The 23,029-nt window shown below is 37.2% G+C and carries 21 protein-coding genes; 15 read left to right on the top strand and 6 right to left on the bottom strand.

Features of this window, described 5'->3' with window-relative positions; translation table 11 throughout:
- Window positions 1-58 precede the first annotated feature (58 nt).
- From D569_RS22510 to D569_RS0104760, 9 genes are all read left to right on the top strand, one after another.
- Window positions 59-1,444 (top strand): sucrose-specific PTS transporter subunit IIBC, encoded by a 1,386-nt coding sequence (locus D569_RS22510; RefSeq protein ID WP_018931270.1) that lies wholly within the window; start codon window positions 59-61, stop codon window positions 1,442-1,444.
- A gap of 277 nt (window positions 1,445-1,721) precedes the next feature.
- Window positions 1,722-3,104, top strand: a complete 1,383-nt coding sequence (locus D569_RS0104795; protein WP_018931269.1) for a glycoside hydrolase family 32 protein — start codon at window positions 1,722-1,724, stop codon at window positions 3,102-3,104.
- Window positions 3,105-3,117: 13 nt separating this feature from the next.
- Window positions 3,118-3,987 carry an ROK family protein gene (locus tag D569_RS0104790; protein WP_018931268.1) on the top strand — a complete coding sequence of 290 codons (870 nt, stop codon included), beginning with the start codon at window positions 3,118-3,120 and terminating at the stop codon, window positions 3,985-3,987.
- A 342-nt stretch (window positions 3,988-4,329) separates the two neighbouring features.
- Window positions 4,330-5,331, top strand: coding sequence for an ABC transporter substrate-binding protein (locus D569_RS0104785; protein WP_018931267.1), 1,002 nt, complete (start codon window positions 4,330-4,332; stop codon window positions 5,329-5,331).
- Window positions 5,332-5,343: 12 nt separating this feature from the next.
- Window positions 5,344-7,068 carry an ABC transporter permease gene (locus D569_RS0104780; protein WP_018931266.1) on the top strand — a complete coding sequence of 575 codons (1,725 nt, stop codon included), beginning with the start codon at window positions 5,344-5,346 and terminating at the stop codon, window positions 7,066-7,068.
- Entirely contained in the window at window positions 7,065-8,150 is a 1,086-nt protein-coding gene (locus D569_RS0104775; protein WP_018931265.1) for an ABC transporter ATP-binding protein, read from the top strand. The genes D569_RS0104780 and D569_RS0104775 overlap by 4 nt, the downstream gene beginning before the upstream one ends.
- A 60-nt stretch (window positions 8,151-8,210) precedes the next feature.
- Window positions 8,211-9,128 (top strand): aldo/keto reductase, encoded by a 918-nt coding sequence (locus tag D569_RS0104770; RefSeq protein WP_018931264.1) that lies wholly within the window; start codon window positions 8,211-8,213, stop codon window positions 9,126-9,128.
- Window positions 9,129-9,338: 210 nt separating this feature from the next.
- The gene (locus D569_RS0104765) at window positions 9,339-9,815 is read left to right on the top strand and encodes a DUF2975 domain-containing protein (protein ID WP_018931263.1); all 477 of its coding nucleotides are present in this window, start codon (window positions 9,339-9,341) and stop codon (window positions 9,813-9,815) included.
- A 111-nt stretch (window positions 9,816-9,926) separates the two neighbouring features.
- A complete protein-coding gene (locus D569_RS0104760) occupies window positions 9,927-10,598 on the top strand; it encodes an NAD(P)H-dependent oxidoreductase (protein ID WP_018931262.1) in 672 nt (223 codons plus the stop codon).
- Between the two features lie 32 nt (window positions 10,599-10,630).
- Here the strand turns inward: D569_RS0104760 and D569_RS0104755 are convergent, their stop codons facing one another.
- Window positions 10,631-11,821: a M14 family metallopeptidase gene (locus D569_RS0104755; protein ID WP_018931261.1), complete on the bottom strand. Its 1,191-nt coding sequence runs from the start codon at window positions 11,819-11,821 to the stop codon at window positions 10,631-10,633.
- Between the two features lie 133 nt (window positions 11,822-11,954).
- Window positions 11,955-12,716 carry an SDR family oxidoreductase gene (locus D569_RS0104750; RefSeq protein WP_018931260.1) on the bottom strand — a complete coding sequence of 254 codons (762 nt, stop codon included), beginning with the start codon at window positions 12,714-12,716 and terminating at the stop codon, window positions 11,955-11,957.
- Window positions 12,717-12,910: 194 nt separating this feature from the next.
- Between D569_RS0104750 and D569_RS0104745 the strand changes: the two genes are divergently transcribed.
- Window positions 12,911-13,483 (top strand): TetR/AcrR family transcriptional regulator, encoded by a 573-nt coding sequence (locus D569_RS0104745; RefSeq protein WP_018931259.1) that lies wholly within the window; start codon window positions 12,911-12,913, stop codon window positions 13,481-13,483.
- A 15-nt stretch (window positions 13,484-13,498) separates the two neighbouring features.
- Here the strand turns inward: D569_RS0104745 and D569_RS0104740 are convergent, their stop codons facing one another.
- The 4 genes from D569_RS0104740 to D569_RS0104725 all read right to left on the bottom strand — a co-directional run bounded on the left by D569_RS0104740 (window position 13,499) and on the right by D569_RS0104725 (window position 17,336).
- Window positions 13,499-13,786: a DUF3817 domain-containing protein gene (locus D569_RS0104740; protein ID WP_018931258.1), complete on the bottom strand. Its 288-nt coding sequence runs from the start codon at window positions 13,784-13,786 to the stop codon at window positions 13,499-13,501.
- Between the two features lie 129 nt (window positions 13,787-13,915).
- Window positions 13,916-14,563 (bottom strand): TetR/AcrR family transcriptional regulator, encoded by a 648-nt coding sequence (locus D569_RS22505; RefSeq protein WP_018931257.1) that lies wholly within the window; start codon window positions 14,561-14,563, stop codon window positions 13,916-13,918.
- A 287-nt stretch (window positions 14,564-14,850) separates the two neighbouring features.
- Window positions 14,851-16,602, bottom strand: a complete 1,752-nt coding sequence (locus D569_RS0104730; protein ID WP_018931256.1) for a sensor histidine kinase — start codon at window positions 16,600-16,602, stop codon at window positions 14,851-14,853.
- Entirely contained in the window at window positions 16,599-17,336 is a 738-nt protein-coding gene (locus D569_RS0104725; protein ID WP_018931255.1) for a response regulator transcription factor, read from the bottom strand. Before D569_RS0104725 ends, D569_RS0104730 begins: the two co-directional genes overlap by 4 nt.
- A gap of 176 nt (window positions 17,337-17,512) precedes the next feature.
- On the opposite strand from D569_RS0104725, the gene D569_RS0104720 reads away from it, so the two are divergent.
- The 5 genes from D569_RS0104720 to D569_RS0104700 all read left to right on the top strand — a co-directional run bounded on the left by D569_RS0104720 (window position 17,513) and on the right by D569_RS0104700 (window position 23,020).
- A complete protein-coding gene (locus tag D569_RS0104720) occupies window positions 17,513-18,151 on the top strand; it encodes a YesL family protein (RefSeq protein ID WP_018931253.1) in 639 nt (212 codons plus the stop codon).
- Window positions 18,152-18,207: 56 nt separating this feature from the next.
- Window positions 18,208-19,584 carry an ABC transporter substrate-binding protein gene (locus tag D569_RS0104715; protein WP_169336428.1) on the top strand — a complete coding sequence of 459 codons (1,377 nt, stop codon included), beginning with the start codon at window positions 18,208-18,210 and terminating at the stop codon, window positions 19,582-19,584.
- An 85-nt stretch (window positions 19,585-19,669) separates the two neighbouring features.
- On the top strand, window positions 19,670-20,599 hold the full coding sequence (locus D569_RS0104710; protein WP_018931251.1) for a carbohydrate ABC transporter permease: 930 nt from the start codon (window positions 19,670-19,672) through the stop codon (window positions 20,597-20,599).
- A gap of 2 nt (window positions 20,600-20,601) precedes the next feature.
- Window positions 20,602-21,447 carry a carbohydrate ABC transporter permease gene (locus tag D569_RS0104705; RefSeq protein ID WP_018931250.1) on the top strand — a complete coding sequence of 282 codons (846 nt, stop codon included), beginning with the start codon at window positions 20,602-20,604 and terminating at the stop codon, window positions 21,445-21,447.
- A gap of 412 nt (window positions 21,448-21,859) precedes the next feature.
- Window positions 21,860-23,020, top strand: coding sequence for a Gfo/Idh/MocA family protein (locus tag D569_RS0104700; protein ID WP_018931249.1), 1,161 nt, complete (start codon window positions 21,860-21,862; stop codon window positions 23,018-23,020).
- Window positions 23,021-23,029: the final 9 nt, after the last annotated feature.

The raw sequence follows: 23,029 nt of genomic DNA, 5'->3' as shown, positions 1-23,029 counted from the left end.
ATTTTTGTCTAATGTGGAATCGATCCCACTTTTAATAAAATAGAGGAGGTAATCTTAGATGGCAAGTAATGAAGAGATAGCAAAACAAGTCATCCATGCCATAGGTGGAGAAGAGAATATTCAATCGATTGCTCACTGTGCAACGAGACTGCGTATTATGGTACATGATCGTGAGAAAGTGAATGTAGAAGAAGTAGAAGAGATTGATAAAGTAAAAGGAGCTTTCTTTAATTCAGGACAATATCAAATTATTTTTGGAACAGGAACAGTAAACCGGATTTACGAGGCAGTGACCAATCAAGGTGTTTCTGGTTCATCCAAAACAGAAATGAAAGAAGAAACCAAAAAGCAAGGTACTACTTTTCAACGGGCTATCCGCACATTTGGTGATGTTTTTGTACCAATTATTCCTGTCCTTGTTGCAACCGGTTTATTTATGGGGTTACGCGGACTGATTACTCAAGAACAAGTATTAGCATTATTTGGTTTAACACCCGATAGTATTTCGGACAATTTTTTATTATTTACTGAAGTATTAACAGACACAGCATTTGTCTTTCTGCCGGCTCTTGTAGCATGGTCAACTTTTAGAGTATTTGGCGGCACACCTGTAATCGGTTTAGTACTAGGGTTAATGCTTGTTTCACCATCATTGCCAAATGCATGGGCAGTAGCAGAAGGTGCAGCGGAACCACTTTACTTTTTAGGTTTTATTCCAGTAATCGGTTATCAGGGTTCCGTTTTACCAGCATTTTTTGCCGGTTTAATCGGAGCAAAGATTGAGAAGTTTTTCCGTAAGCGTGTTCCGGAAGCATTGGACTTAATTGTAACACCATTTTTAGTATTACTAATTATGATTATTTTATCGTTATTTGCATTAGGTCCAGTACTACACTTAGTAGAAAATTGGATTTTTGACGGAACAATGGCATTACTAGAATTACCCCTAGGGTTAAGTGGATTAATCATTGGATTTTTCCATCAGCTCATCGTTATCACAGGGGTTCATCACATCTTTAATTTCTTGGAAATCCAGTTGTTAGAAAACTTAAATTACAACCCGTTCAACCCTATTATTACAGCATCGATTGCAGCCCAAGGTGGTGCAGCATTAGCAGTTGCTGTAAAATCAAAGCAAAAGAAAATGAAGGCTTTAGCGTATCCTTCATCATTATCGGCATTTCTAGGAATTACTGAACCAGCCATCTTCGGTGTTAATCTACGTCATGGTAAGCCATTTATAATGGGATTAATTGGTGGAGGTATCGCTGGTTTTATCGCAACATTATTTAATTTACAGGCAACGGGAATGGCCATCACCGTAATTCCTGGTATATTACTTTATTTAAATGAACAATTATTCTTATATATTTTAGTAAACATTGTGGCAATTGGTATTGCCTTTGGTTTAACCTACTTCTTTGGATATAAGGAAGATAAATAAAAGTAGCCGTGATAAGAAAAGGCCGGATTGCTCCGGTCTTTTGTCTATAAATGCTGGTCTTACGGACAAAAGATAGCCAAATTTAGTTTAATTGTCCATAAGAATGGATCATACAGACAGAAATTAGTTGTACCAAGAAAAAGTGTCCGTAAGACTAAATCTTATGGACAAAAATAGTGAAAAACAAATAAAAGTGTCCATAATAAAGAATCTTACGGACTAAAAATAGTCAAATCAAGAAAAACTGTCCACAATAATTTTACAAGGGGATAATCGAATGGATAGAGATCGAGAATTGCGACAGAAAGCACAACGGGAAATAGAAAAATATCAGGTGATCGTCACTTCTGATCCTTACCGACCGACCTATCACATAGCACCGCCAGTAGGTCTTATCAATGATCCAAACGGTTGGATTCAATGGAATGGCATCTATCATCTTTTTTACCAATGGATGCCGTTTGGAACCGAGCATGGGGCTAAATTCTGGGGACATCTCTCATCCACAAACTTAGTGGATTGGAACCAAGAACCGATCGCTTTAACACCAAGTGAATGGTTTGATAAAGATGGTTGTTACTCGGGAAGTGCCATTTCACATGATGATCAACTCCATCTTTTTTACACTGGTAATGTCAAAACTAATGGTGTTCGGGAAACTTACCAATGTTTAGCGACATCCAAAGATGGGATTCATTTTGATAAAAAAGGAGTACAAATTGAACTTCCAAATGGTTTCACTGCTCATTTCCGTGATCCAAAGATATGGAGAGAGAACGATAAATTTTATATGGTGATTGGAGCTCAAAAAGAAGATAACACAGGCTCTGTTGTTTGGTATGAATCAGAAGATCTTCAAGACTGGGAGTACAAAGGGATCTTAGCAGATGGATTCGGATATATGTGGGAGTGCCCAGACTTTTTCTCACTTGATGGACAAGATGTACTGCTTTTTTCCCCACAAGGATTGAGAGCAGAGGGTATCAACTACCAGAATGTCTATCAAAGTGGCTATGTGAGCGGGAACTGGAAGGATCATTTTATGTTTGGCGAGTTTACAGAATTAGATCGCGGTTTCGAATTTTATGCACCACAAACCACCCTAGATGAAAAAGGTCGACGTTTGTTATTCGGGTGGATGGGTGTACCTGATCAGAAAGAAGAATATCATCCTACTAAAAAGCATCATTGGATTCATCAATTAACATTACCTAGAGAACTAGAATGGAAGGAAGGGAAAATCTATCAAAAGCCTGTAGAAGAGCTCGTCGAATTACGGGATGAGTTGCTAGTTCATGAACTTGGACCTATAGCCAAAACCATTCCGAGAGCGAGCGAAATACTACTAGATGCAATTACAAGCGAAAAAGGATATATTACGATATTCGATTATGCTACAATAGATTTTGATAAAAAAAATCGAACTATCAAACTAACACGACCAGCACTCGATAATGGTGAAAAAGAAGAACGAGTAGGGATTGTCGAGAAAGACATAAACGACATTCGTATTTTTCTAGATCACTCTTCTTTTGAAATATTTATTAATGGCGGGGAACTCGTCTTTACCTCACGTATGTTTGCTAATATTCATCATTCAACATTAGAGGTACAAGCACAAGGTCAGTTGTCATTATGGTCGTTAAAGCAGAAGTTTTAGGGAGGTAACCGTGTTGAAGTTAGGTGCAATTGAAGCTGGAGGAACTAAATTTGTTTTAGCCATAGGTAATGATCAAGGTGACATTCTTGAAAAAGAGGTTATTCCAACGGAACATCCTAATATTACCGTGCCAAAAGTGTTGGCTTTCTTCGAAGGCAAAGGTATCAAACGCCTTGGTCTTGGAGGCTTTGGTCCGATTGATATTAATGAAACTAGTCCTGCGTATGGTCAATTACAAAAAACACCAAAAACAGACTGGGTGGATTATCCCTTAGGAGCCAAATTAAAGGAAGGTTTAGGTGTCCCGATCATCATTGATACGGACGTAAACGTAGCAGCGATGTCGGAAGCGAAATGGGGAAATGCCACAGATGTAGATACTTGCTTATATATTACAGTTGGTACTGGTATTGGTGCGGGAGCGTATTTCCATGGACAAACATTAAAAGGATTATCCCATCCGGAAATGGGACATATTAAAGTCCGTCGTCATCCGGAAGATACCTATGAAGGTACTTGCCCTTATCATGATGACTGTCTTGAAGGTGTTGCTGCCGGCCCTTCCTTAGAAAAAAGATGGGGAAAGAAAGGTCATGAACTTGCAGATGATCAAAAAGTCTGGGAAATGGAAGCCTTTTATTTGGCACAAGCATTGACTAGCTATATTTACATTTTATCACCAGAGCGGATTATTATGGGTGGCGGCGTCATGAAACAACAACAGCTCTTTCCTTTGATCCGAAGAAATGTACTAGAAATGCTTAATGGCTATGTCAGTTCGCCATATTTAACAGAAAAAGAAATCGATCGTTATATCGTATCGCCTGGATTGACTGATGAAGCAGGAGTAAAAGGTGCTTTGTATTTGGCGATGCAGGAATAATCTTATTACTATATAAGTCATTGTTTAGACCATAATCGAAATCATAATAAAGGGTACAGTCCCTTTATTATGGAAACAGCTATTGATTAGTTTTAGCTGACTGATTTTACTTTCAGTCAGCTTTTTCATCTATGAAATAATTAGCTCCGTTGTTTTAAAGAAATGTAAACAAATTTACATTCTCTCATCAAACCCCCCTTCAACCACACGATTACCTTATTCTTCCTTTACACGTACTTAACAAATTCCATACATTCCGTTTAATTGTTATTAATAGTCAGCCTGTACAATAATCAATACAGACTAATTAACAGACAAACTGTAAAGGAGAGGAATCATACCATGTTTAAATTTAAATCTTCTATTATTTTATTTATCACTCTATTATTACTTGCTGCTTGTTCTGATAGCACATCGGGAGAAGAAGACGGAGTATCAGGAGAATTATCGTTCTATACATCTCAACCTGATGTTGATGCCGAGCAATTAGTGGAAGCTTTTAATCAACAATATCCAGATGTAACTGTTTCTACATATCGTTCTGGAACAGAAGAGGTAATCAGTAAAGTACAAGCAGAGGCGCAAGCTGGTGATGTACAAGCAGATGTTTTGCTTGTTGCAGATGCAGTAACATTTGAAAGTTTAAAGGAACAAGAAATGCTGCAAGCTTATGAATCGCCTGAATTAGAAGCTATTCCAGACAATTTTGTTGACCCAGATCATATGTATGCTGGAACGAAGGTAATGTCAACGGCAATGGTTGTCAACACCAATAATGTTTCAGAACTTCCAACTTCATGGAATGCTTTAACAGAGGCAACAGATAATTTAGCAATGCCTAGTCCGTTATATTCTGGAGCAGCGGCATATAATTTAGGAGTGTTTACCCGAAATGATCAATTTGGCTGGGAATTTTATGAAAATCTGCAAGCAAATAATCCGACCGTTACGCAAGGAAATGGAGGAGTTCTGCAAGCAGTAGCAGATGGAGAAGTTGATTATGGAATGGTTGTAGACTTTATTGTCGCGCGTGCAGAAGCAGAAGGTTCTCCAGTTACATTAGTTTATCCTGATGAAGGGGTTCCGGTTATTACAGAGCCAATTGGTATTATGAAAGATGCGCAAAATCAAGAAGCAGCCCAAGCGTTTGTTGATTTTGTCCTGTCTGAAGAAGGACAAGAATTAGCAAAGGACATTGGCTATACACCGATCCGTGAAGGTGTCGAGGCACCAGAGGGATTGAAGACTATTGATGAGATGAATGTATTGGATGCAGATATTAATGAATTGTATCAAGCAAGAGAAGAAGATAAAGAACGTTTTACTGAATTGTTTGGAGAATAGGATGAGTCAAGAATGAAAAATATGTCCAAGGAGATAATGCCGATTCGTGCATTATCTTCTCTGTTTAAAGTGAAATTTATTAAAATTATTGCCTTACTGGCGATTATTATTTTCTTTTTAGTACCAGTTTTACGATTGGTTTTGCTAAGTTTTCAAGTAGACAGTCAGCTATCATTGCAAAACTATGCCGATATATTACAAGATAGCAAGACTTGGTCCGTATTAACGGACACTATTCTGATCGTCATAGGTTCCACTGCTATTTCGGTAATATTAGGCGTGTTACTGGCATGGCTCGTTGCCTATACAGATATACGTGCCAAGAAATGGATGCAGGTGTTTATTATTTTACCTTTTGTGATCCCGTCTTATATATCGACATTAGCATGGACACAATTTTTAGGTGCAAATGGTCTTTATGGAAAATTAGTATCGGTTCTACCTTTTTCACTGGAACCTATTAATTTATACAGTATGGGTGGGATCATTTTTGTATTGGGATTTTCTCATTATCCATTAGTGTACTTGCTATCTGTAAGTGTATTTCGTAAGGTGCCGCGTGAAGTAGAACAAGCGGCACGTGTATCTGGTGCAAGTGGCTGGAGAACCTTTTTGAAAGTAACGGTACCATTGGCTCTCCCAGGAATAGCGAGTGGTGGTTTCCTAGCTTTTCTTGCTAACCTTGACAATTTTGGTATTCCAGCTTTTTTGGGGATACCTGCACAAATTGATGTATTAAGTACCTATATTTATCAGCAAGTAGTTGGTTTTGGGCCGTCAGCATTTCAACGGGCTGCGACACTTTCTGTTTTGCTTGGGATTATTGCTTTATGTGGTACATTGGTGCAATGGCTGTTGTTAAAAAAGTCTAAACGTTTGGAGACAACAGTAGAGGACAAAAAGCCTCGCGTGCAGCTTGGTAAAGCTAAAAACTTGATAGAGTTTCTATTATGGAGCTTTTTCTTGTTAACGAGTTTAGTACCATTTATTTCGATGTTAATGACTTCTTTATTAGCAGCGTATGGATTGGACTTCACATGGGAGAATATCAGTCTGAAAAACTATCAATTTGTCTTAGAAAACAGTCCAAAGGCAAAACGAGCAATCGGAAACAGTCTGCAACTAGCGCTAGTAACCACTATTATTGGCGTGGTCATCGGTACGGCCTTTGCATATTACCGTGTTCGGAAACCAAATCGTTGGAGCCAATTCTCAGAAATGTCGATTAGTTTACCATATGCATTACCAGGTACCGTAATGGCGTTAGCGATGATTTTTGCTTGGATGGAGCCTGTACCTGGCTGGAATCCAGGAATATATGGATCAGTGATGATACTTTTTATCGCTTATGTTACTAGATTCTTAATTTTGCAGGTAAGGGGAAGTATTACGGCTATTATGCAAGTAGATGTGTCCATGGAAGAAGCGGCAATGGTGAGTGGCTCGAACGGCTGGTCGAAATGGCGAAAAATATTAATTCCGCTGTTATTACCGAGTGTGCTAAGTGGGGCATTCTTGGTTTTCCTCACAGCATTAACCGAATTAACAGTATCTTCTTTATTATGGTCAAGTAATAGCGAAACAATCGGTGTAGTTATTTTTAGTTTTGAGCAATCTGGTTATACCACTTACTCAACAGCCTTTTCCAGTTTGATCATCGCCTTCATCTTATGTGGTTTTATCACATTATATGTGCTTCAATACTTTTGGAACAGAAAGGTGGCAAACGTCAAATGACAATAGCAATTAATCAACTAAGTAAAGAATTTGACGGATTTCAAGCACTTAAAAAAATAAATTTGCAAGTAAGGGAAGGAGAATTTATTGCGATTTTAGGTCCTTCTGGTTGTGGCAAAACAACATTACTTCGGTTATTAGCAGGTTTTCTATCGCCGAGTGAAGGAGAAATCGTGATCGGTAATAATGTAGTTGGTAATCCGCAGCAAACATTACCACCTGAACATCGAAATATCGGGATGGTCTTTCAATCTTTTGCATTATGGCCGCACTTAAATGTGCAAGAACATATCCGTTTTCCATTAATGCATCATCGATTTGTCAGAAAAGAAATAAAAAAGAATCAACATGAACGAATTAATGAGGTGTTAAAAATGGTGGATTTAGAGGCGTTTGCTGAGCGGATGCCTAACGAATTATCTGGTGGACAGAAACAACGTGTGGCATTAGCTCGGGCAATTGCACCTCAACCTGAATTATTATTGATGGATGAACCACTAAGTAATCTAGATGCCGAACTGAGAATGGAAATGCGCAGTGAAATCCAAGCTTTACATCAGTTAACAAAGGCAACGATTGTCTATGTGACACACGATCAAGGTGAAGCTTTGGCAATGGCAGACCGCATTGTTGTAATGAACCAAGGGGAAATAGAACAAATCGGTACACCTAGTGACATCTATACGAAACCAGTTTCCCCATTTGTTGCACGTTTTGTAGGAAAAGCTAATTTAGTAGAAGGTGTCTGGCACGAGAAGCATTTTGTCCCTTCGTTAGCTTCCGATATCCGCTGGCCAGATACAGGTGTCGTTTCGGCTATGAAAGAACAAAACATTTATCCAGTACGGCCGGAACAGTTTAGACTATCTAAAGAGAATGAAAGTGGCAGTGGCTTACCTGGACTGATTACTAGTGTACAGTTTCAAGGGAAAGAAATTTACTATACGTTAGAAGTAGCAGACCAAACATGGGCTGTTCATACTGATGTATCACAACAATTTTCTTTAGGCGAAGCGGTATATATTCATCTGTCAGTGCCACGTAATACAGTAACCAAGAACTATCATCATCAAGCAATATAATCGCTTACATTATATCTCTATGCTAAAATGAGACTAGATTTGATAGGAGAGGTGAGAGTGATGAAGAAGCTTGAATTAGGTAACAGTGGTTTGCAAGTTAGTGAAATTTCGTTAGGCTGTATGCGAATGGACCAATTGTCCAAGCAAGATGCAAATCGTGTGATTGAAAATGCGCTAGAGCTAGGGATAGACTTTTTTGATCATGCTGATATTTATGGTGGCGGTAAATCAGAAGAAATTTTCGCTGATGCGATTAATATGAACCCATCTATTAGAGAAAAAATGGTGATTCAATCGAAATGTGGGATTCGTGACGGCTTTTTTGATTTTTCCAAAGAACATATTCTTGCCTCAGTGGAAGGCAGTTTAAAAAGATTAAAAACAGATTATTTAGATGTGCTTTTATTACATAGGCCAGACACACTAGTTGAACCAGAAGAAGTGGCAGAAGCATTTAATGAGTTAAAGCAAAGTGGAAAGGTTCGCCACTTCGGGGTAAGTAATCAAAATCCGACCCAAATCGAATTACTGAAAAAATATGTCGAGCAAGACTTAGTAGCTAACCAGCTGCAATTAAGCTTGATGTTTACACCAATGATCGATGCGGGGCTTAACGTAAATATGGAGCATGATCCGGCGATTGTTCGCGATGGAGGAGTCTTGGATTACAGTCGTCTTCATAATATGACGATCCAGCCATGGTCCCCATTCCAACATGGTTTCTTTGAGGGTGTATTTGTAGATAATGATCAATTCCCAATATTAAATGAAAAATTACAAGAGTATGCAGAGAAAAAGGGTGTCACGAAATCAGCGATTGCAATTGCATGGATCTTACGTCATCCAGCTAGAATGCAGCCTATTGTAGGTACTATGAATCCAGAACGCCTGCAAAATATTGCGAAAGCATCAGAAGTAAATCTGACAAGAGAAGAATGGTATGACTTGTATCGGATTGCGGGGAATAAGTTGCCGTAAGAAATAGTAGCTGTTTATCTAAGATGAACAGCTACTTTAGTTTTTTTAGAGCATTTCTTTACAAACAAGGAATGCTCTTTTTTATATCTTTAATATGTGTAATTTATATTTATCACAATAAAAAAATAACAAAAAACAGTAATTATTTATTGTTAAACGATAAAAATATGCTATAATTCAAATGAAGAATAATGAAATGAGGTGCTTTTTATGAAACAAGGTTCAACGCTTTTTTTAAAGATAGCTGTTCTTTTTATTGGAATTCCAGTTCTAGCTTTGTGTCTATTTGGATTAGTTCAGTTAGCTAATAATCCAGTAAATCCCGATTATGCCCATTTACTATATCCTATTGTAATAGGGATGTATGTATCAGCGATTCCATTTTACATGGCATTGTATTGGGCTTTTAGACTTTTAAGCTATATTGATAAAAACAAAGCTTTCTCGCAAATATCTGTTAAAGCTTTAAAGAATATAAAAAATTGTGCTATCACAATCAGCAGCTTGTATGTCGTTATCATTCCGTTCGTTTACCTTGTGGCAGAGAAAGATGATGCTCCAGGTCTTATCATATTCGGAATGGTCCCTATCTTTGCTTCCATGGTAATCGCTGTATTTGCTGCAGTTTTACAACGACTTTTACAAGAAGCAATAGATATAAAATCGGAAAATGATTTAACAGTCTGACAAGATAGAATATAAAAATACGAAGAAGTTCAAGCATCATAAAGCAGAATATTATGTGTTTTTCCCTAGAGTTCGTATAATAAAGGGGAAGTAATTTGGAGGTGACAGAATATGGATAAAAATCAAATCAAAAAGGATATCATCGATGCGCTGCATTTTCGTCATGCAACGAAAAAATTCGATCCGAATAAAAAAATAGAGGAAGCGGATTTTCGATTCATACTTGAAACAGGATACTTATCTCCAAGTTCATTTGGTATTGAGCCATGGAGATTTTTAGTTATTCAAAGTCCGGAATTGCGCGAAAAAATTAAAAATACGTCATGGGGAGCAAGAGGGAAAGTAATGGATGCTAGTCATTTCGTTATATTCTTAGCTAGAACAGCGAAGGATACGAAGTATGATGCTGAATATCTACTTGACCATTACAAAAACGTACATCAATACCCTGATGAAGCATTACAAGGATTATTACCGATGATTGAAAACTTCCAGAAAGAGGATTTCGATTTATTGGTCGATGATCGACGCATGTTAGACTGGTCTTCCAAGCAAACATATATTGCACTGGCTAACATGATGACAGCTGCTGCCCAAATAGGTGTTGACTCCTGTCCAATTGAAGGTTTCCCAATGAAAGAAATGAACGACTTACTTCGTGAAGAGGGACTTTTAGACGATGACAGCTTTTCGATTTCTGTGATGGCAGCGTTCGGCTACCGTGTGCAAGATGCTCCAGAGAAAAGCAGACGTCCATTTGATGATATCGTGAAATTTGTATAATATGTAAAGCCGTGGTGATACCACGGCTTTCTTCACATATAAAGGGTGGCCAACATAATCCCTAATGTTTCTTGGTAAATCTCATCAAATTGACTAATAGGAAGTGGGTTCATACCTGATCCTAACTCGACAGTGTAACCAGGCCTGCGAAACTCCTGTATAAACCAATCCTTGTATCCTGCAAAGCTATCAACATATTGAACAGCCTCATATCCGCTAACACGACTATATTCTTGAACAATCGTTTCAGAGGCTGGTGGCTCCATTCCTTGATATCCCCAAAAAATCACTTCACCTTGTGTATGAAAAGCGTTCATGATTTCAAATGGTCGCGCTCTCGCCAAATCAGCCATGGCAATTGCTTCAGGTTCTGATAATGGTTCGTAACCTGGGAAATCTCGTGGCGCTGGTGAATCCGGTTTTCTGGCTGCTTCTGTTTCCCATAATGCTGGATATTGATTGTTCAGATCCACCCCATTAATATTAGCCTTCCATCCCGAGAAATCGGTATTTCCATTATTGAGTGACAGTACAAAATCTTGTTGTGATCCTGCAGCCTCGGCACCGTTGATGACAAGGTTAACACCATCTGGATTTACCATTGGAACAAGAGAGAGCGTATTCGATTCAAAGTAAGTTAACATATCTAACCCACGTATTGGTGAATGATTGGTCAATGCTAATGCATAATCATTCAGGAATAGCATAATAACAGGGGTAGTGATCCATTCTTGAGCGTGAAAAGATCCATTAATATGTTTTTGTCTTGATCCACTACCTATTTGTAATTCAATTATCTCTTTATCTAATACTGAATTTCCAATCGATTGTTGCTGAATAAAAGGGTAAAGTTCAATAAGTCGTTGGAGATCTGTAACCATTTTTTCGTATGTGTAGTTATTTACATCGGTAATAATTGGAGTTGTAATTCGTTGAGGAAGAGTAATTGTTTGCCCAATTTGAAGTTGTGTTGGCTGGACATTTGGATTTATTCGTAGTAAAAGGTCAACCGGAATTTGATTGCTTTGAGCGATCGACCATAACGTATCGTTCGCTTGTATCGTATAGGCCACAGCTTGGTAGCCTGGAATGCTTACCTCTTGCCCTATCATAAGTTGATTAGGGTTAAGTTGTTGGTTAGAAGCAATAATTAAAGGAAGAGGGATTCCAAATAATTGACTGTAGTACCAGAAAGAATCCCCTTGTATAACTTGAATTTTCATCGACATTACCTCCGTTCTTAGCTGCTATTTCATCCTATGATCGAAAGTCTGGAATCATGACAAATCGCCATTCCATCACCATATGAAATGACGATTTATATCTCGGTCCTAAACGGACATAATCTCACTTTATCTAGAAAGCAGAGGTCCAGCCACCATCAGCGGTAATCGTCGTACCATTTATGAATTTAGATTCTTCAGAAGCTAAGAATAACGCAACATTAGCGATATCTTCAGGTGTTCCGACGTTTGGAATCAGACTTTGCGATAATTTTGTTCGTTCCAGACCAAATTCACTGATATTTTTCATAGACCCTTGGATGTTGGTTTGGACTGCTCCAGGTGCTATCGCATTACATCGAATCCCTTTTTGTGCATACATATGCGCTGTGTTTTTAGTTAAACCAATGACAGCATGCTTAGAAGCAGTATATGTTGCACCAGCATGCGCTCCATTTAAACCACCAGAAGATGCAGTATTAATGATGATTCCTTGTCCTTTTTCTAGAAAAATAGCTACAGATTTGCGCATTGCACGCATAACGGCTTTTGTATTCACATCAAAAATTAAATCCCAACGATCGTCGTCAATTTCACCAACCGGTTCGAACCCGTCCATGATACCGGCGTTATTCACTAGAATATCTAACGTGCCGAATTCATGAATAGCCGTTTCTATCATCAGGTCAATATCGTTGGCATTTGCAATATTTACTTCAAGTGCTTTAGCTTTTCCACCATTTTTTTCGAGTTCTGCGGCAAGATTATTTACACCATCAGCATTTAAATCCGCTAGTAAAACCGCTGCCCCTTCACTTGAAAATCGTTCAGCGATAGCTTTTCCCATCCCAGATGCAGCACCGGTCACAATAGCGACTTTATCTTTTAATATCATCTTCATTCCTCCCATTATGTCAACGCTTAACTATAAATAAACAAATGTTTGTTAATCAACATTTGTTTACAGTATAATCTAAAAAGTATGATAGAAACAATCATCAATCAATGCAGCCATTGTTCATTAGTGTACATTTTTGAACAATATGTATATATTTTGCAAAATATTAAACAAAAGGAGAGGGATTGTTGATGGATAATTACCATGACAGAAGAGTGCGAAAGTCGAAAATTGCTTTGAGGAATGCATTAATATCGCTGTTACAACAGAAGAATCTTCAGCAAATTACAGTGACTGAAATTGTCCAAGCTGCCGACGTTAACCGTGGTACTTTTTATAAACATTTTCAATATAAAGAAGAATTATTAGAAGAAATGGTAGATGATATTATTGTTGATTTAATTGATTCTTATCGTGAACCATTAAAAGATGGGGAGAAGATTTCGATCAATAATTTAAATGTGTCTGCCATAAAAATATTTGATCATGTAGAAAATCACGCGGATTTCTACACGATTATAGCAAAATCCAATGCACTTGTTGGATTACAGAGCCGGATTTGCATGCAGTTAACAGATTTGATGAGAGAAGTAGTAGAACGGGCGCACAAAATAAAGGGAATTGAACTCAATTTTTTGGCGAGCTATCAGGCATATGCGATATGGGGGTTAATTATGGAATGGATTAACCAAGATTTTAAATATAGTGCTACCTATATGTCTAACCAACTGTTAACGATTTTGCAGTTCACACGGTATAGTTAGAACGATTCCCTCGCTCTAACTATACTTTGCTTGGATACGCCTGTCTAATACAAAATTTCCAAATGGAATAAAGGCGACTGCAACGGCACTAAATAACCAGATAAATGACCAACGTACTTTGTATGTCGTGTACAATGTCAAGAGTATGTATGCAATAAACAAGGCTCCATGAATACTTCCGACAACAGTAACGATTTCTGGTAAACCACCCCAATATTTTAATGGCATTGCAAGAAAGAGTAAGATTACTAGTGATGCACCTTCGATAATACCAAGTATTCGGAAACGTTTAATATCCTTCAATGTCCTTCTATACCCTCCCTTAGCCCTTTATCATGGTGCAATTTCATACTTTATTTTATAGAGTATGAGCACTCAGAAACTAGGCAATTTCACGAAACACCCTGCTATATGATTCCTTCTAATGAGCATCTAAAAATGGACCGGCGGGGTTTGCTGATTTTCATTATTATAGCAAACATCTTGCTGTAATACACCATGTTTGATGAATTGTAATTGTGCTTGGTAATTATGAATCGATTCGTCTAATGGAAGATTTTTTGAGAACTTCTCAATAATATTATGAAATGTAATAGCTGAAATCATTTTCATTAATTGAAATAGCTCTTCTTCATTTTCAATTTTTAAAGAAGCTAAATCTAATTGACTTTGCACTTGATGAAAATGATCAAGCTTTTCCTTACTAGCAAAAATACCTGATAATGCCTCTTCAATTTTAGAATTCATGTTTAATAGTGCATTTCGGAAAAAAGTAAATTGTTCTTCCACGATCAATCGGTAAAATTCAATGCAAGTGTCAAATAGATCCCCATTATTACTTTGAAGAATACATAAAAATTTTTCCATAGCTAAACTTGTTTGTTGATTAAAAATATAGAAATAAGCATCCTCTTTATCAGTAAAATATTGATAAAAGCTGCCTCGGGGAATTTCGGCATAAGCAATAATTTTAGCAATCGACGCTGTAGCTAATGGAGCTTTCGTAAATTCTCGATGAAGCGCGTCTAGTAATTTTTGTTTCTTTTCCTTTGGCAAGTTAAAAAAAGTCTCGTTCGGCACTTTTGTTACTCCTTTTTATGATTTTTTAGGCAATCTGTGAAACAGGAAGTAGATGGAAATATCCTTCATTATTATTTATCTATATAAATAGTTTTATGCTTTATTAATAGAAAACTCCTTGTGGAAAACACGGAACATGTCACAAAGGAGTTAGTATGGCTAATCACATGCCATGTGTAAGAGTATCTAATTGAATGAATAATAGAAATGGTATTTATTATATCGGACACAGTTTGAAAATTATAAGAAAAAAATAAAAAATATCACATCCAATTGATGTTTTACTGTTATGGAATCGGATGCTCTATTACGACAACCGTCCCCCAACCTTTCTTACTGCGGATGATAAACTGATATTGGTTGTTAAAAAGTAATGAAATTCGTTTTTTAATATTAGCTAAGCCAATATGGTTGGTGATATATTCATCTTTATCATGTTCTTCCAATAACTCTTTCAATCTTTCTTTCGACAAACCTGTTCCATTGTCAATAATCGTAAATCGGATTTTATCTGCTCTTTTTCTAATTTTGATTTTAATTCGAATATTTTTGTCATCGTCACAACCATGTGTGACACTATTTTCAACAATTGGCTGCAAAATAAATTTTAGTACTTGTTCATGAAGAATACGCTCATCGTAATCCCAATCAATTGTAAAAGCATGATCAGAACGAATATGAATGATAGTTAAGTAGTTTTTGGTATGATGAATTTCTTCTGCAAGCGTCACGGTATGGTGTTTAATCCGTAAAGAAAAATCTAATATATCTGTTAATGTTTCCAGCATTTGTGTTACCTTGTTTGGTTTCCCTGTCAGTGCCATTGCTCTCCAATAAATGATTGCTAAGGTGTTCGAAAGAAAGTGAGGATTAATCTGATTTTGTAATGCCGATAATTCTGCTTCTTGAAACTGGTATTTCTTTTCGTGTAATTCCATTTCTAAATTCTTTTTAGCTATAAAATTCTTCAAAAGTTTACGGACAATTAGTTGGTATTCGTTATCCTTGAACGATATATTTTTGATTAATTCTTCTTCGTCATGATTGGATGTATGTAACATCGAAATGATATCACTGACATGACGCGCATTTTTACGAGTTAAATAATAGATTGTTGTCGTTCCAAGCATTAAGGATAAAAGGACGAAAATCAATGTCAAGAATCGTAATTGATTGGGAATCATGTAAATTTCGGCTTTTTCGACGAGTGAAAAGTACCGCAAACCATAATTGTCAGAGGCAAGTTGATTCACAATATAAGGTGTTCCATCTATAGTAACCTCATAGGTGGAACGGTTACTCGGCAGTAAAAAGTGTTCCGGATCGATTGAATTACTCATACTGTTACCAAACAATTTATGATTGTTTTCATCCAAGACAAAGATACTTTGATGGTGATAGTTGTTTAACTCTTTAATTAAATTGGAAAAGTACCGCTGATATATATTTAAGACAATCAGTCCTTCCGAAGTTTGTGAATTGGATTTGAACACATTTCGAAATACACTGATTACTGGTTCTTGTTTGGTGAATGAATAGTCTGGTATTTCCCGGCTTTTTATCCAAATATCTTCCGTTGTAGCAGTTTCATCAAACTCTTGCAACCAGAAAGCATCAGGCATTTCTTCTACTTCGGTTATGCCGTATCTCGATGTTAAGACACGATTATTTTGGTTTTGGTAATATATATAAATCGATTGAATATATGGTGTAGCGATTTCTTTTCTTCTAATTGTCCCTTCCTGATAGTTTGCATTCTTTACTTGGTCGTAAGTAAAAGAATCAGCATCAAAAATATTTTGTAAAGATAAAATGATTTCCGGATTCCAATTATAATCGAGGTTTAACAAGTACATTTCATTAAGTATCGTATTTGTTTGTTGTTCAATTTGCTGTAAGACGTTGGTATGATTACTCTGGATCGATTCCCGCATATATTTATCGGTAATGAATATCGCAAATGAGCCAAGGATAAAAACAGGAATAAAAAGAGGAAAAACAAACAATAAAATGTTTTTAATTAATATTTTGTTGTTCATTTTGTTCTCTCCATATTCGCGTTTCTGAAATCCCTTGGGGTGACACCGTGATATTTCTTGAAAGTTCTAGTGAAATTCTTCGGATTATGATAACCGACTGCTTCACTAATTTCATATGTTTTATAATGATAATCCCTTAACAACTCAGCTGCTTTTTCCATGCGTGTTTTCATAATAAAGTGGGAAATGTTGTCGCCTGTTTTGTCCTTATATAGCCTACTGATATAATTAGGAGACATTTTTAATACATGAGCAATGTCATCTAAGCAAATATCTGCATAATTTTTTTTAATATATTCCTCGATCGTCTGAATAATATTGTCGATGTAATTTGCTTTTTTGTGATTGTGACTCCATTCTTTGTCCATTTGTGCTTTTACAGCAGTAAATACTTCTTGTATTTCTTCAAATTTGCCGGGTTTTACAATATAGTCTTTAACTCCATATTTCAAAGCTTCTTTCGCATATTGAAAATCTCGATACGCACTTAAAAAAATGATATAAACCAAAGAATTTTGTTTATATAGTTCCTTAGCCAGTTCGATTCCATCCATTATCGGCATACGAATATCTGTTAAGATTAGATCAATTTCGTTTTGCTCGATATATTCCAATGCTTGCTTGCCATTCACACATTGATATACAACCTCAAACCCAAGTTGATTCCAAGGGAAATAATTCGCTAATCCAATTCGTATTTCGGCTTCATCATCGACAATGATCATTTTATACATCACGATTCCCCCCCTAAAAGTATCTTATGTTTATCGATCGTAAAAAAGGATACCTTTTTGACATGGTAGATAAATAGAATGCCTAATTTCATTGTTCAAGCTACTTCCTAATTGTGAAAACGCTTACTATAATAGTTCTAGCACAAGATGTTTAAGTGAAGAAACGAGGTGAAGTAATGAATGCAGTAACGCTAACAGAAGTAGTGCGTAAATTCTGTGAAGGACTGATAAAGCTTGTTTATCTCAACTTGTTATGGTTATTGTTTTCGCTTGTTGGATTAGGAATATTCGGAGTTGTACCAGCGACTGTTGCCTTATGTAAAATTCAAAAATGCTGGCTGGAGGAGGTCCACATCTCATCTGTTTTTTATCAATACTGGCGCAGCTTTAAACAGCATTTTATTCAGTCGAATCTATTAGCAATTGTATTGACGTTAATAGGAAGTCTTATCTATTTTGATTTGAAGTTCTTTATTGAGCAAGGTGGCATATTATTTCAGATTATCAGTGTTTTTATCTTTATTTTATCCGTTTGGTTTATGATTACTGTTTTATATATTATTCCGATTTATGTATCTTACCGATTAAAATTGTTTGGTTATATCAAATACGCTTTTATTATCGCGATGTTAAACCCGTTGAAAACAATCGGAATGGCTATTTCAACCTGGGGTATGGTGTATATTTCCCTTTATTATCCGCAAATTTTGTTTTCAATTGGGATCAGTCTCAGCTTTTATATGATCATGATTATTTCGTTACAAGCAATAGATCGAGTAAAGACTTATCAACAAAAGCTTGCTAGAACGGTGTGATAAAACAATTACACTATAGGTGATTGTTTTCTATAAAAATGAAAAAGGGGAGAAGCATGATGCAGAAGAAATGGAATCTTTTATTGTTGTTTATCTTGTTGTTCTTTTTGTGTAGTTTTGTAACAGCCTGCAGTTCCGGTGGGTCAGGTGATGGTGATGACAATGCAGATCAAGTGGATGATGCGACAGAAGAGACTGGATCAGGAGATGCGGTAGGGGATGAAGATGCAGAAGTAGAGCTACGGATTTTATGGTGGGGCTCACAAGACAGACACAATCGCACACTGGAAGCGATTGATATGTATGTAGAAGAAAATCCTCACGTCAAGATTTCACCGGAATTTACCGGCTGGGATGGTTATTGGGAGAAGATGGCGACACAAGCAGCCGGAGGGAATATGCCTGATATTGTGCAGATGGATTATGCCTATTTGACAGAATATGTTGGCAGAGATTTATTAGTGGATTTAAATCCTTTTGTTGAAGATGGCACATTAGATTTAAGTGATGTCGATGATATCTATCTAGACGGTGGAAAGGTAGAGGGTGGATTATATGCTGTTAATTTAGGAGCAAATGTTCACGGTGCTGCCTATGATAAGGAAATGTTCGAGGATGCAGGAGTACCAGAACCAGAGCCAGGTTACACTTATGAAGATTTAAAAAGTTTTGCGGTTGAATTATCGGAAAATCTCGATGGTGCCTATGGAATACAGCCATTTGCAGGCGTCAATAACCTTAGACACTATTTACGACAAAATGGTGTGTCCTTATTTAATGAAGAAGGGACGGCGCTAGGTTATGAAGATGATCAATTACTCATCGATTATTTGCAATTGACGGTTGATATGCTGGAATCAGGAGCGGCGGCACCAGCAGATGTGTTTATGGATGCAGGATCTAATATAGAACAACAGCCGATAGTAAATGGTGAAACAGCCATGTTCCTTGATATATACAGTAATCAAATTGTTGCATTAGAATCTGCTGCCGGTCGTTCTTTAGAATTAAGTCTCAGTCCTGTTTTAGAAGGTGGAGAACATGGACATTTCTTAAAACCAAGTCAATTTTTCTCGGTAACAACGCATTCAAAGGAACAAGAAGAAGCAGCGAAGTTTATTAGCTATATTACGAATAATTTAGAAGTGAATGAAGTCTTAAATGCTGAACGTGGAGTTCCGATCGCAGCTTCCGTACGTGATCACCTGCGTGATTTACAAGATTCAGTTGGGGTAAAAATGTTTGATTTCGTAGAATTGGCACAAGATTATTCGAAGCCAATTGATCCACCTGAGCCAGAAGGGGCTACAGAAATTTTATCGTTATACGAAAATGAAGTAGAGCACGCGATTTATTACGGTCAAACGACACCAGAAGAAGCAGCAGCCAATTTCAGGGAAAAAGCCAGTGAAATTCTAGCGAAAAACGAATGAAGGTAGACTTATTAGCACTGTGATAAAAAGTTCTGCGGCAAGCCATCTTAGAATGGCTTGCCTACTGAATCAGGAGGTGTGACAAATGAGGAAAAATAGAACAAATGGTATGAAACTGAGGAAATTAAGGTCTCAAACTTCGATAGATGTAATTGGCTTTTCATTTATTTCGCCTTGGTTAATCGGTTTTCTCGGTTTTATTGTCGGTCCGATGCTTGCATCATTATATTTCTCATTTACCGACTATGACTTATTATCTGCTCCGACATGGATCGGGTTAGATAACTATATAAATATGTTCACCAATGATGAACGTTTCATCCAAGCATTAAAAGTTACCTTTATCTTCGTGTTTGGATCGGTACCATTGAAGTTAGCTTTTGCGTTATTTGTGGCGATGTTATTTAATACGAAAAGAAAAGGTATTGGCCTTTATCGTACGATGTATTATGTTCCATCTATTCTTGGTGGGAGTGTGGCAATTGCTGTAGTGTGGAGACAGTTATTTGGCAGAGACGGTGCATTAAATGATATTTTAGCTTTTTTTGGATTCGAAGGTACTAGTTGGGTAACGCATCCAGACTACGCGTTATCGACTTTGATTATATTAGTAGTTTGGCAGTTTGGTTCACCGATGTTGATCTTTCTGGCAGGACTTAAGGCGATTCCGTATGAACTATACGAAGCAGCTGCAGTTGATGGCGCCAGTCCGTTTCTCCAGTTTATCAAGATTACGTTACCGATGTTATCACCTGTTATTTTCTTCAATTTAGTGATGCAGACGATTCAAGGGTTTATGGCTTTTACCCAAAGCTTTCTGATTACGAATGGTGGTCCAATGGATCGAACGTTATTTTACGCGGTATATTTATATGAAAAAGCATTTGCTCATTTTGATATGGGCTATGCTTCCGCATTAGCTTGGGTGCTGTTAATTATATGTGCGGTATTTACAACATTTATTTTTAAAACAGCGAAGAGCTGGGTTTATTACGAGTCGGAAGGAGGTAACTAACCGTGCAGAAAAGAAGAATGCGAAAAACAATTGTCTATCATGGTTTTATCTGGTTGTTAGGTTTTATTATGATCTATCCGATTCTATGGACAATAGCAAGTTCCTTAAAACCAGAATCAGAGATTTTTAGAAATGCTGCTTCTTTGATTCCTTCCGAATGGATGTGGGAAAACTTCACAAAAGGCTGGGAAGGCTTTGGTAATCTATCCTTTTCAACATTCTTTATTAACTCTACCTTTGTGACGACGATAGTAGTGATCGGAACATTGTTTTCCTCCACTTTAGTAGCCTTTGGTTTCGCTCGGATCCAGTTTCGCTTCCGTACTATTTTATTTGTTTGTATGATTGTAACCTTGATGTTACCACAACAGGTCACGTTGATTCCACAATATATTTTGTTTCACAATTTAGGCTGGGTAAACACTTATCTGCCGTTGATTGTTCCATCATTTATTGGTGGAATACCGTTCTTTATTTTCCTGATGATTCAATTTATTCGTGGTATTCCACGTGAGTTGGATGAAGCTGCCTATATGGACGGAGCCAGCACTTTTCAAATTTTTTGGCGGATTATTCTACCGCTGACAACACCTGCACTAGCTACAGTGGCAATCTTTTCTTTCTATTGGACGTGGGATGACTTTATGACACCATTAGTCTATTTAAATGATACAGAATTATATACGGTTGCTCTTGGCTTACAAATGTTTTCAGATCCATCATCTTTATCTGCATGGGGCCCAATGTTTGCCATGTCTGTCGCATCGATTGTACCGCAATTATTAGTGTTTTTGTTTTTTCAAAAGTACTTAGTGGAGGGGATTACAGCTGGGAGTGTGAAGGGATGAAATTGTAACTACTTTTCTTTATTGCGAAAAGTGGATTGATTATTGCGAAACGAAGTCCCTTTATTGCGAAAACGTGTCTGATTATTGCGAAATGAAGCCCCTTTATTGCGAAAACGCGTCTGTTTATTGCGAAATGAAGCATCTTTATTGCGAAATCCCACTCTTTTATTGCGAAACCAAAATTTCTAGTTCTCTAACCCAGTACACTCTCAGTCAAAATCATTCCAAAATAAAACAATATGAGCTATTTTATTAATTTGTCGCTTACCATACAATAAAGTGAGACAATGATCTGTTTACCACTTCGCGAGATGAAGTGGGAAAATTGCATCATCATATTACAACGGTGTAAAGTTAAAGTTGAAAACGTTTTATTATTTTTCTAGCACTATATAGAAGGAGTGACAAACAAATGGCAAAAGTGAGATTGGGAATTATTGGTTTAGGTCAGCAAGGTGGAGCTTATGGAAATATGATCAAAGAAGGTCGTATTAGCAATATCGAGATTGGCGCAATCTGTGATAACGATCCAGAAAAGAAAAAACGCGCAGATCAGGAATTTCCCGGAGTACCTTTTTATCAAGATTATATCGACATGTTAAATAGCGGAAATGTTGACGCGATTGTAACCTGTGTCCCCCATTACTTGCATCCAGAAATGGGAATCGAAGCCCTTGAACGTGATATTCACGCACTCTTGGAGAAGCCCGCAGGTGTATATACTAAACAAGTTAAGGAAATCAATCAATTCGCCAAAACTAAACCTGATGTAACTTACGCAATTATGTTTAATCAGCGCACCAATCCTCTTTATCAAAAAGTAAAAGAAATCATTGATAATCGAGAAATTGGAAATATTAGAAGGACAAACTGGATTATTACGACCTGGTGGCGTCCGCAAGGTTATTATGATGCGGGTTCATGGCGAGCGACATGGGATGGTGAAGGTGGCGGTGTATTAGTGAACCAGGCACCACACCAAATTGATTTATTGCAATGGATTTGCGGGATGCCAGAAAAAGTCTACACGAAGGCACAATATGGCTACCAACGAAACATTCCTGTAGAAGATGATGTCGTAACGATATTAGATTACGGTAACGGTGCAACAGGTGTATTTATTACTTGTACCCATGATGTAATGGGGACAGATCGTTTAGAAATTCATGGTGATCAAGGAAAAATTATTGTGGACGACAGTAAAAAAGTAACGATCAAACGATTGAATAAATCGGAAAAAGAAATGAGTGACACCATGTCGATGCAAGAAGTATCGAAATTATTCCAAGGTGAAGGACCGGGAGCGATTTATCAAGAGGAAGTGCTAATTTTTGATAGTGTGTGGGGCGGGCAGCACATTGCTGTTCTAGAAAATTTCGCTGCCAATATTTTAGATGGAACCCCATTGATTGCACCAGGAAGTGATGGAATTCATGGAGTGGAACTAGCAAATGCCATGCACCTATCGAGCTGGTTGAATAAAGAAATAACCTTGCCAATCGATGAAAATCAATATCTAGAAGAATTAAACAAATTAAGAGAGCAAGAAATCAGATCAAACATTCATTCATGACAAAGGGTG

The sequence above is a fragment of the Gracilibacillus lacisalsi DSM 19029 genome (assembly GCF_000377765.1).
Taxonomy (GTDB): Bacteria; Bacillota; Bacilli; order Bacillales; family Amphibacillaceae; genus Gracilibacillus; species Gracilibacillus lacisalsi.
The sequence above is the reverse complement of the archived record's forward strand: the minus strand, read 5'-3'. Positions and strand labels throughout refer to the sequence as shown.

Bases quoted from the DNA above. Each gene is read 5' to 3' on its own strand.
- D569_RS22510 (WP_018931270.1), top strand. From the start codon at position 59: ATGGCAAGTAATGAAGAGATAGCAAAACAAGTCATCCATGCCATAGGT.
- D569_RS0104795 (WP_018931269.1), top strand. From the start codon at position 1,722: ATGGATAGAGATCGAGAATTGCGACAGAAAGCACAACGGGAAATAGAA.
- D569_RS0104785 (WP_018931267.1), top strand. From the start codon at position 4,330: ATGTTTAAATTTAAATCTTCTATTATTTTATTTATCACTCTATTATTA.
- D569_RS0104780 (WP_018931266.1), top strand. From the start codon at position 5,344: ATGAAAAATATGTCCAAGGAGATAATGCCGATTCGTGCATTATCTTCT.
- D569_RS0104775 (WP_018931265.1), top strand. From the start codon at position 7,065: ATGACAATAGCAATTAATCAACTAAGTAAAGAATTTGACGGATTTCAA.
- D569_RS0104770 (WP_018931264.1), top strand. From the start codon at position 8,211: ATGAAGAAGCTTGAATTAGGTAACAGTGGTTTGCAAGTTAGTGAAATT.
- D569_RS0104765 (WP_018931263.1), top strand. From the start codon at position 9,339: ATGAAACAAGGTTCAACGCTTTTTTTAAAGATAGCTGTTCTTTTTATT.
- D569_RS0104760 (WP_018931262.1), top strand. From the start codon at position 9,927: ATGGATAAAAATCAAATCAAAAAGGATATCATCGATGCGCTGCATTTT.
- D569_RS0104755 (WP_018931261.1), bottom strand. From the start codon at position 11,821: ATGAAAATTCAAGTTATACAAGGGGATTCTTTCTGGTACTACAGTCAA.
- D569_RS0104750 (WP_018931260.1), bottom strand. From the start codon at position 12,716: ATGATATTAAAAGATAAAGTCGCTATTGTGACCGGTGCTGCATCTGGG.
- D569_RS0104745 (WP_018931259.1), top strand. From the start codon at position 12,911: ATGGATAATTACCATGACAGAAGAGTGCGAAAGTCGAAAATTGCTTTG.
- D569_RS0104730 (WP_018931256.1), bottom strand. From the start codon at position 16,602: ATGAACAACAAAATATTAATTAAAAACATTTTATTGTTTGTTTTTCCT.
- D569_RS0104725 (WP_018931255.1), bottom strand. From the start codon at position 17,336: ATGTATAAAATGATCATTGTCGATGATGAAGCCGAAATACGAATTGGA.
- D569_RS0104720 (WP_018931253.1), top strand. From the start codon at position 17,513: ATGAATGCAGTAACGCTAACAGAAGTAGTGCGTAAATTCTGTGAAGGA.
- D569_RS0104715 (WP_169336428.1), top strand. From the start codon at position 18,208: ATGATGCAGAAGAAATGGAATCTTTTATTGTTGTTTATCTTGTTGTTC.
- D569_RS0104710 (WP_018931251.1), top strand. From the start codon at position 19,670: ATGAGGAAAAATAGAACAAATGGTATGAAACTGAGGAAATTAAGGTCT.
- D569_RS0104700 (WP_018931249.1), top strand. From the start codon at position 21,860: ATGGCAAAAGTGAGATTGGGAATTATTGGTTTAGGTCAGCAAGGTGGA.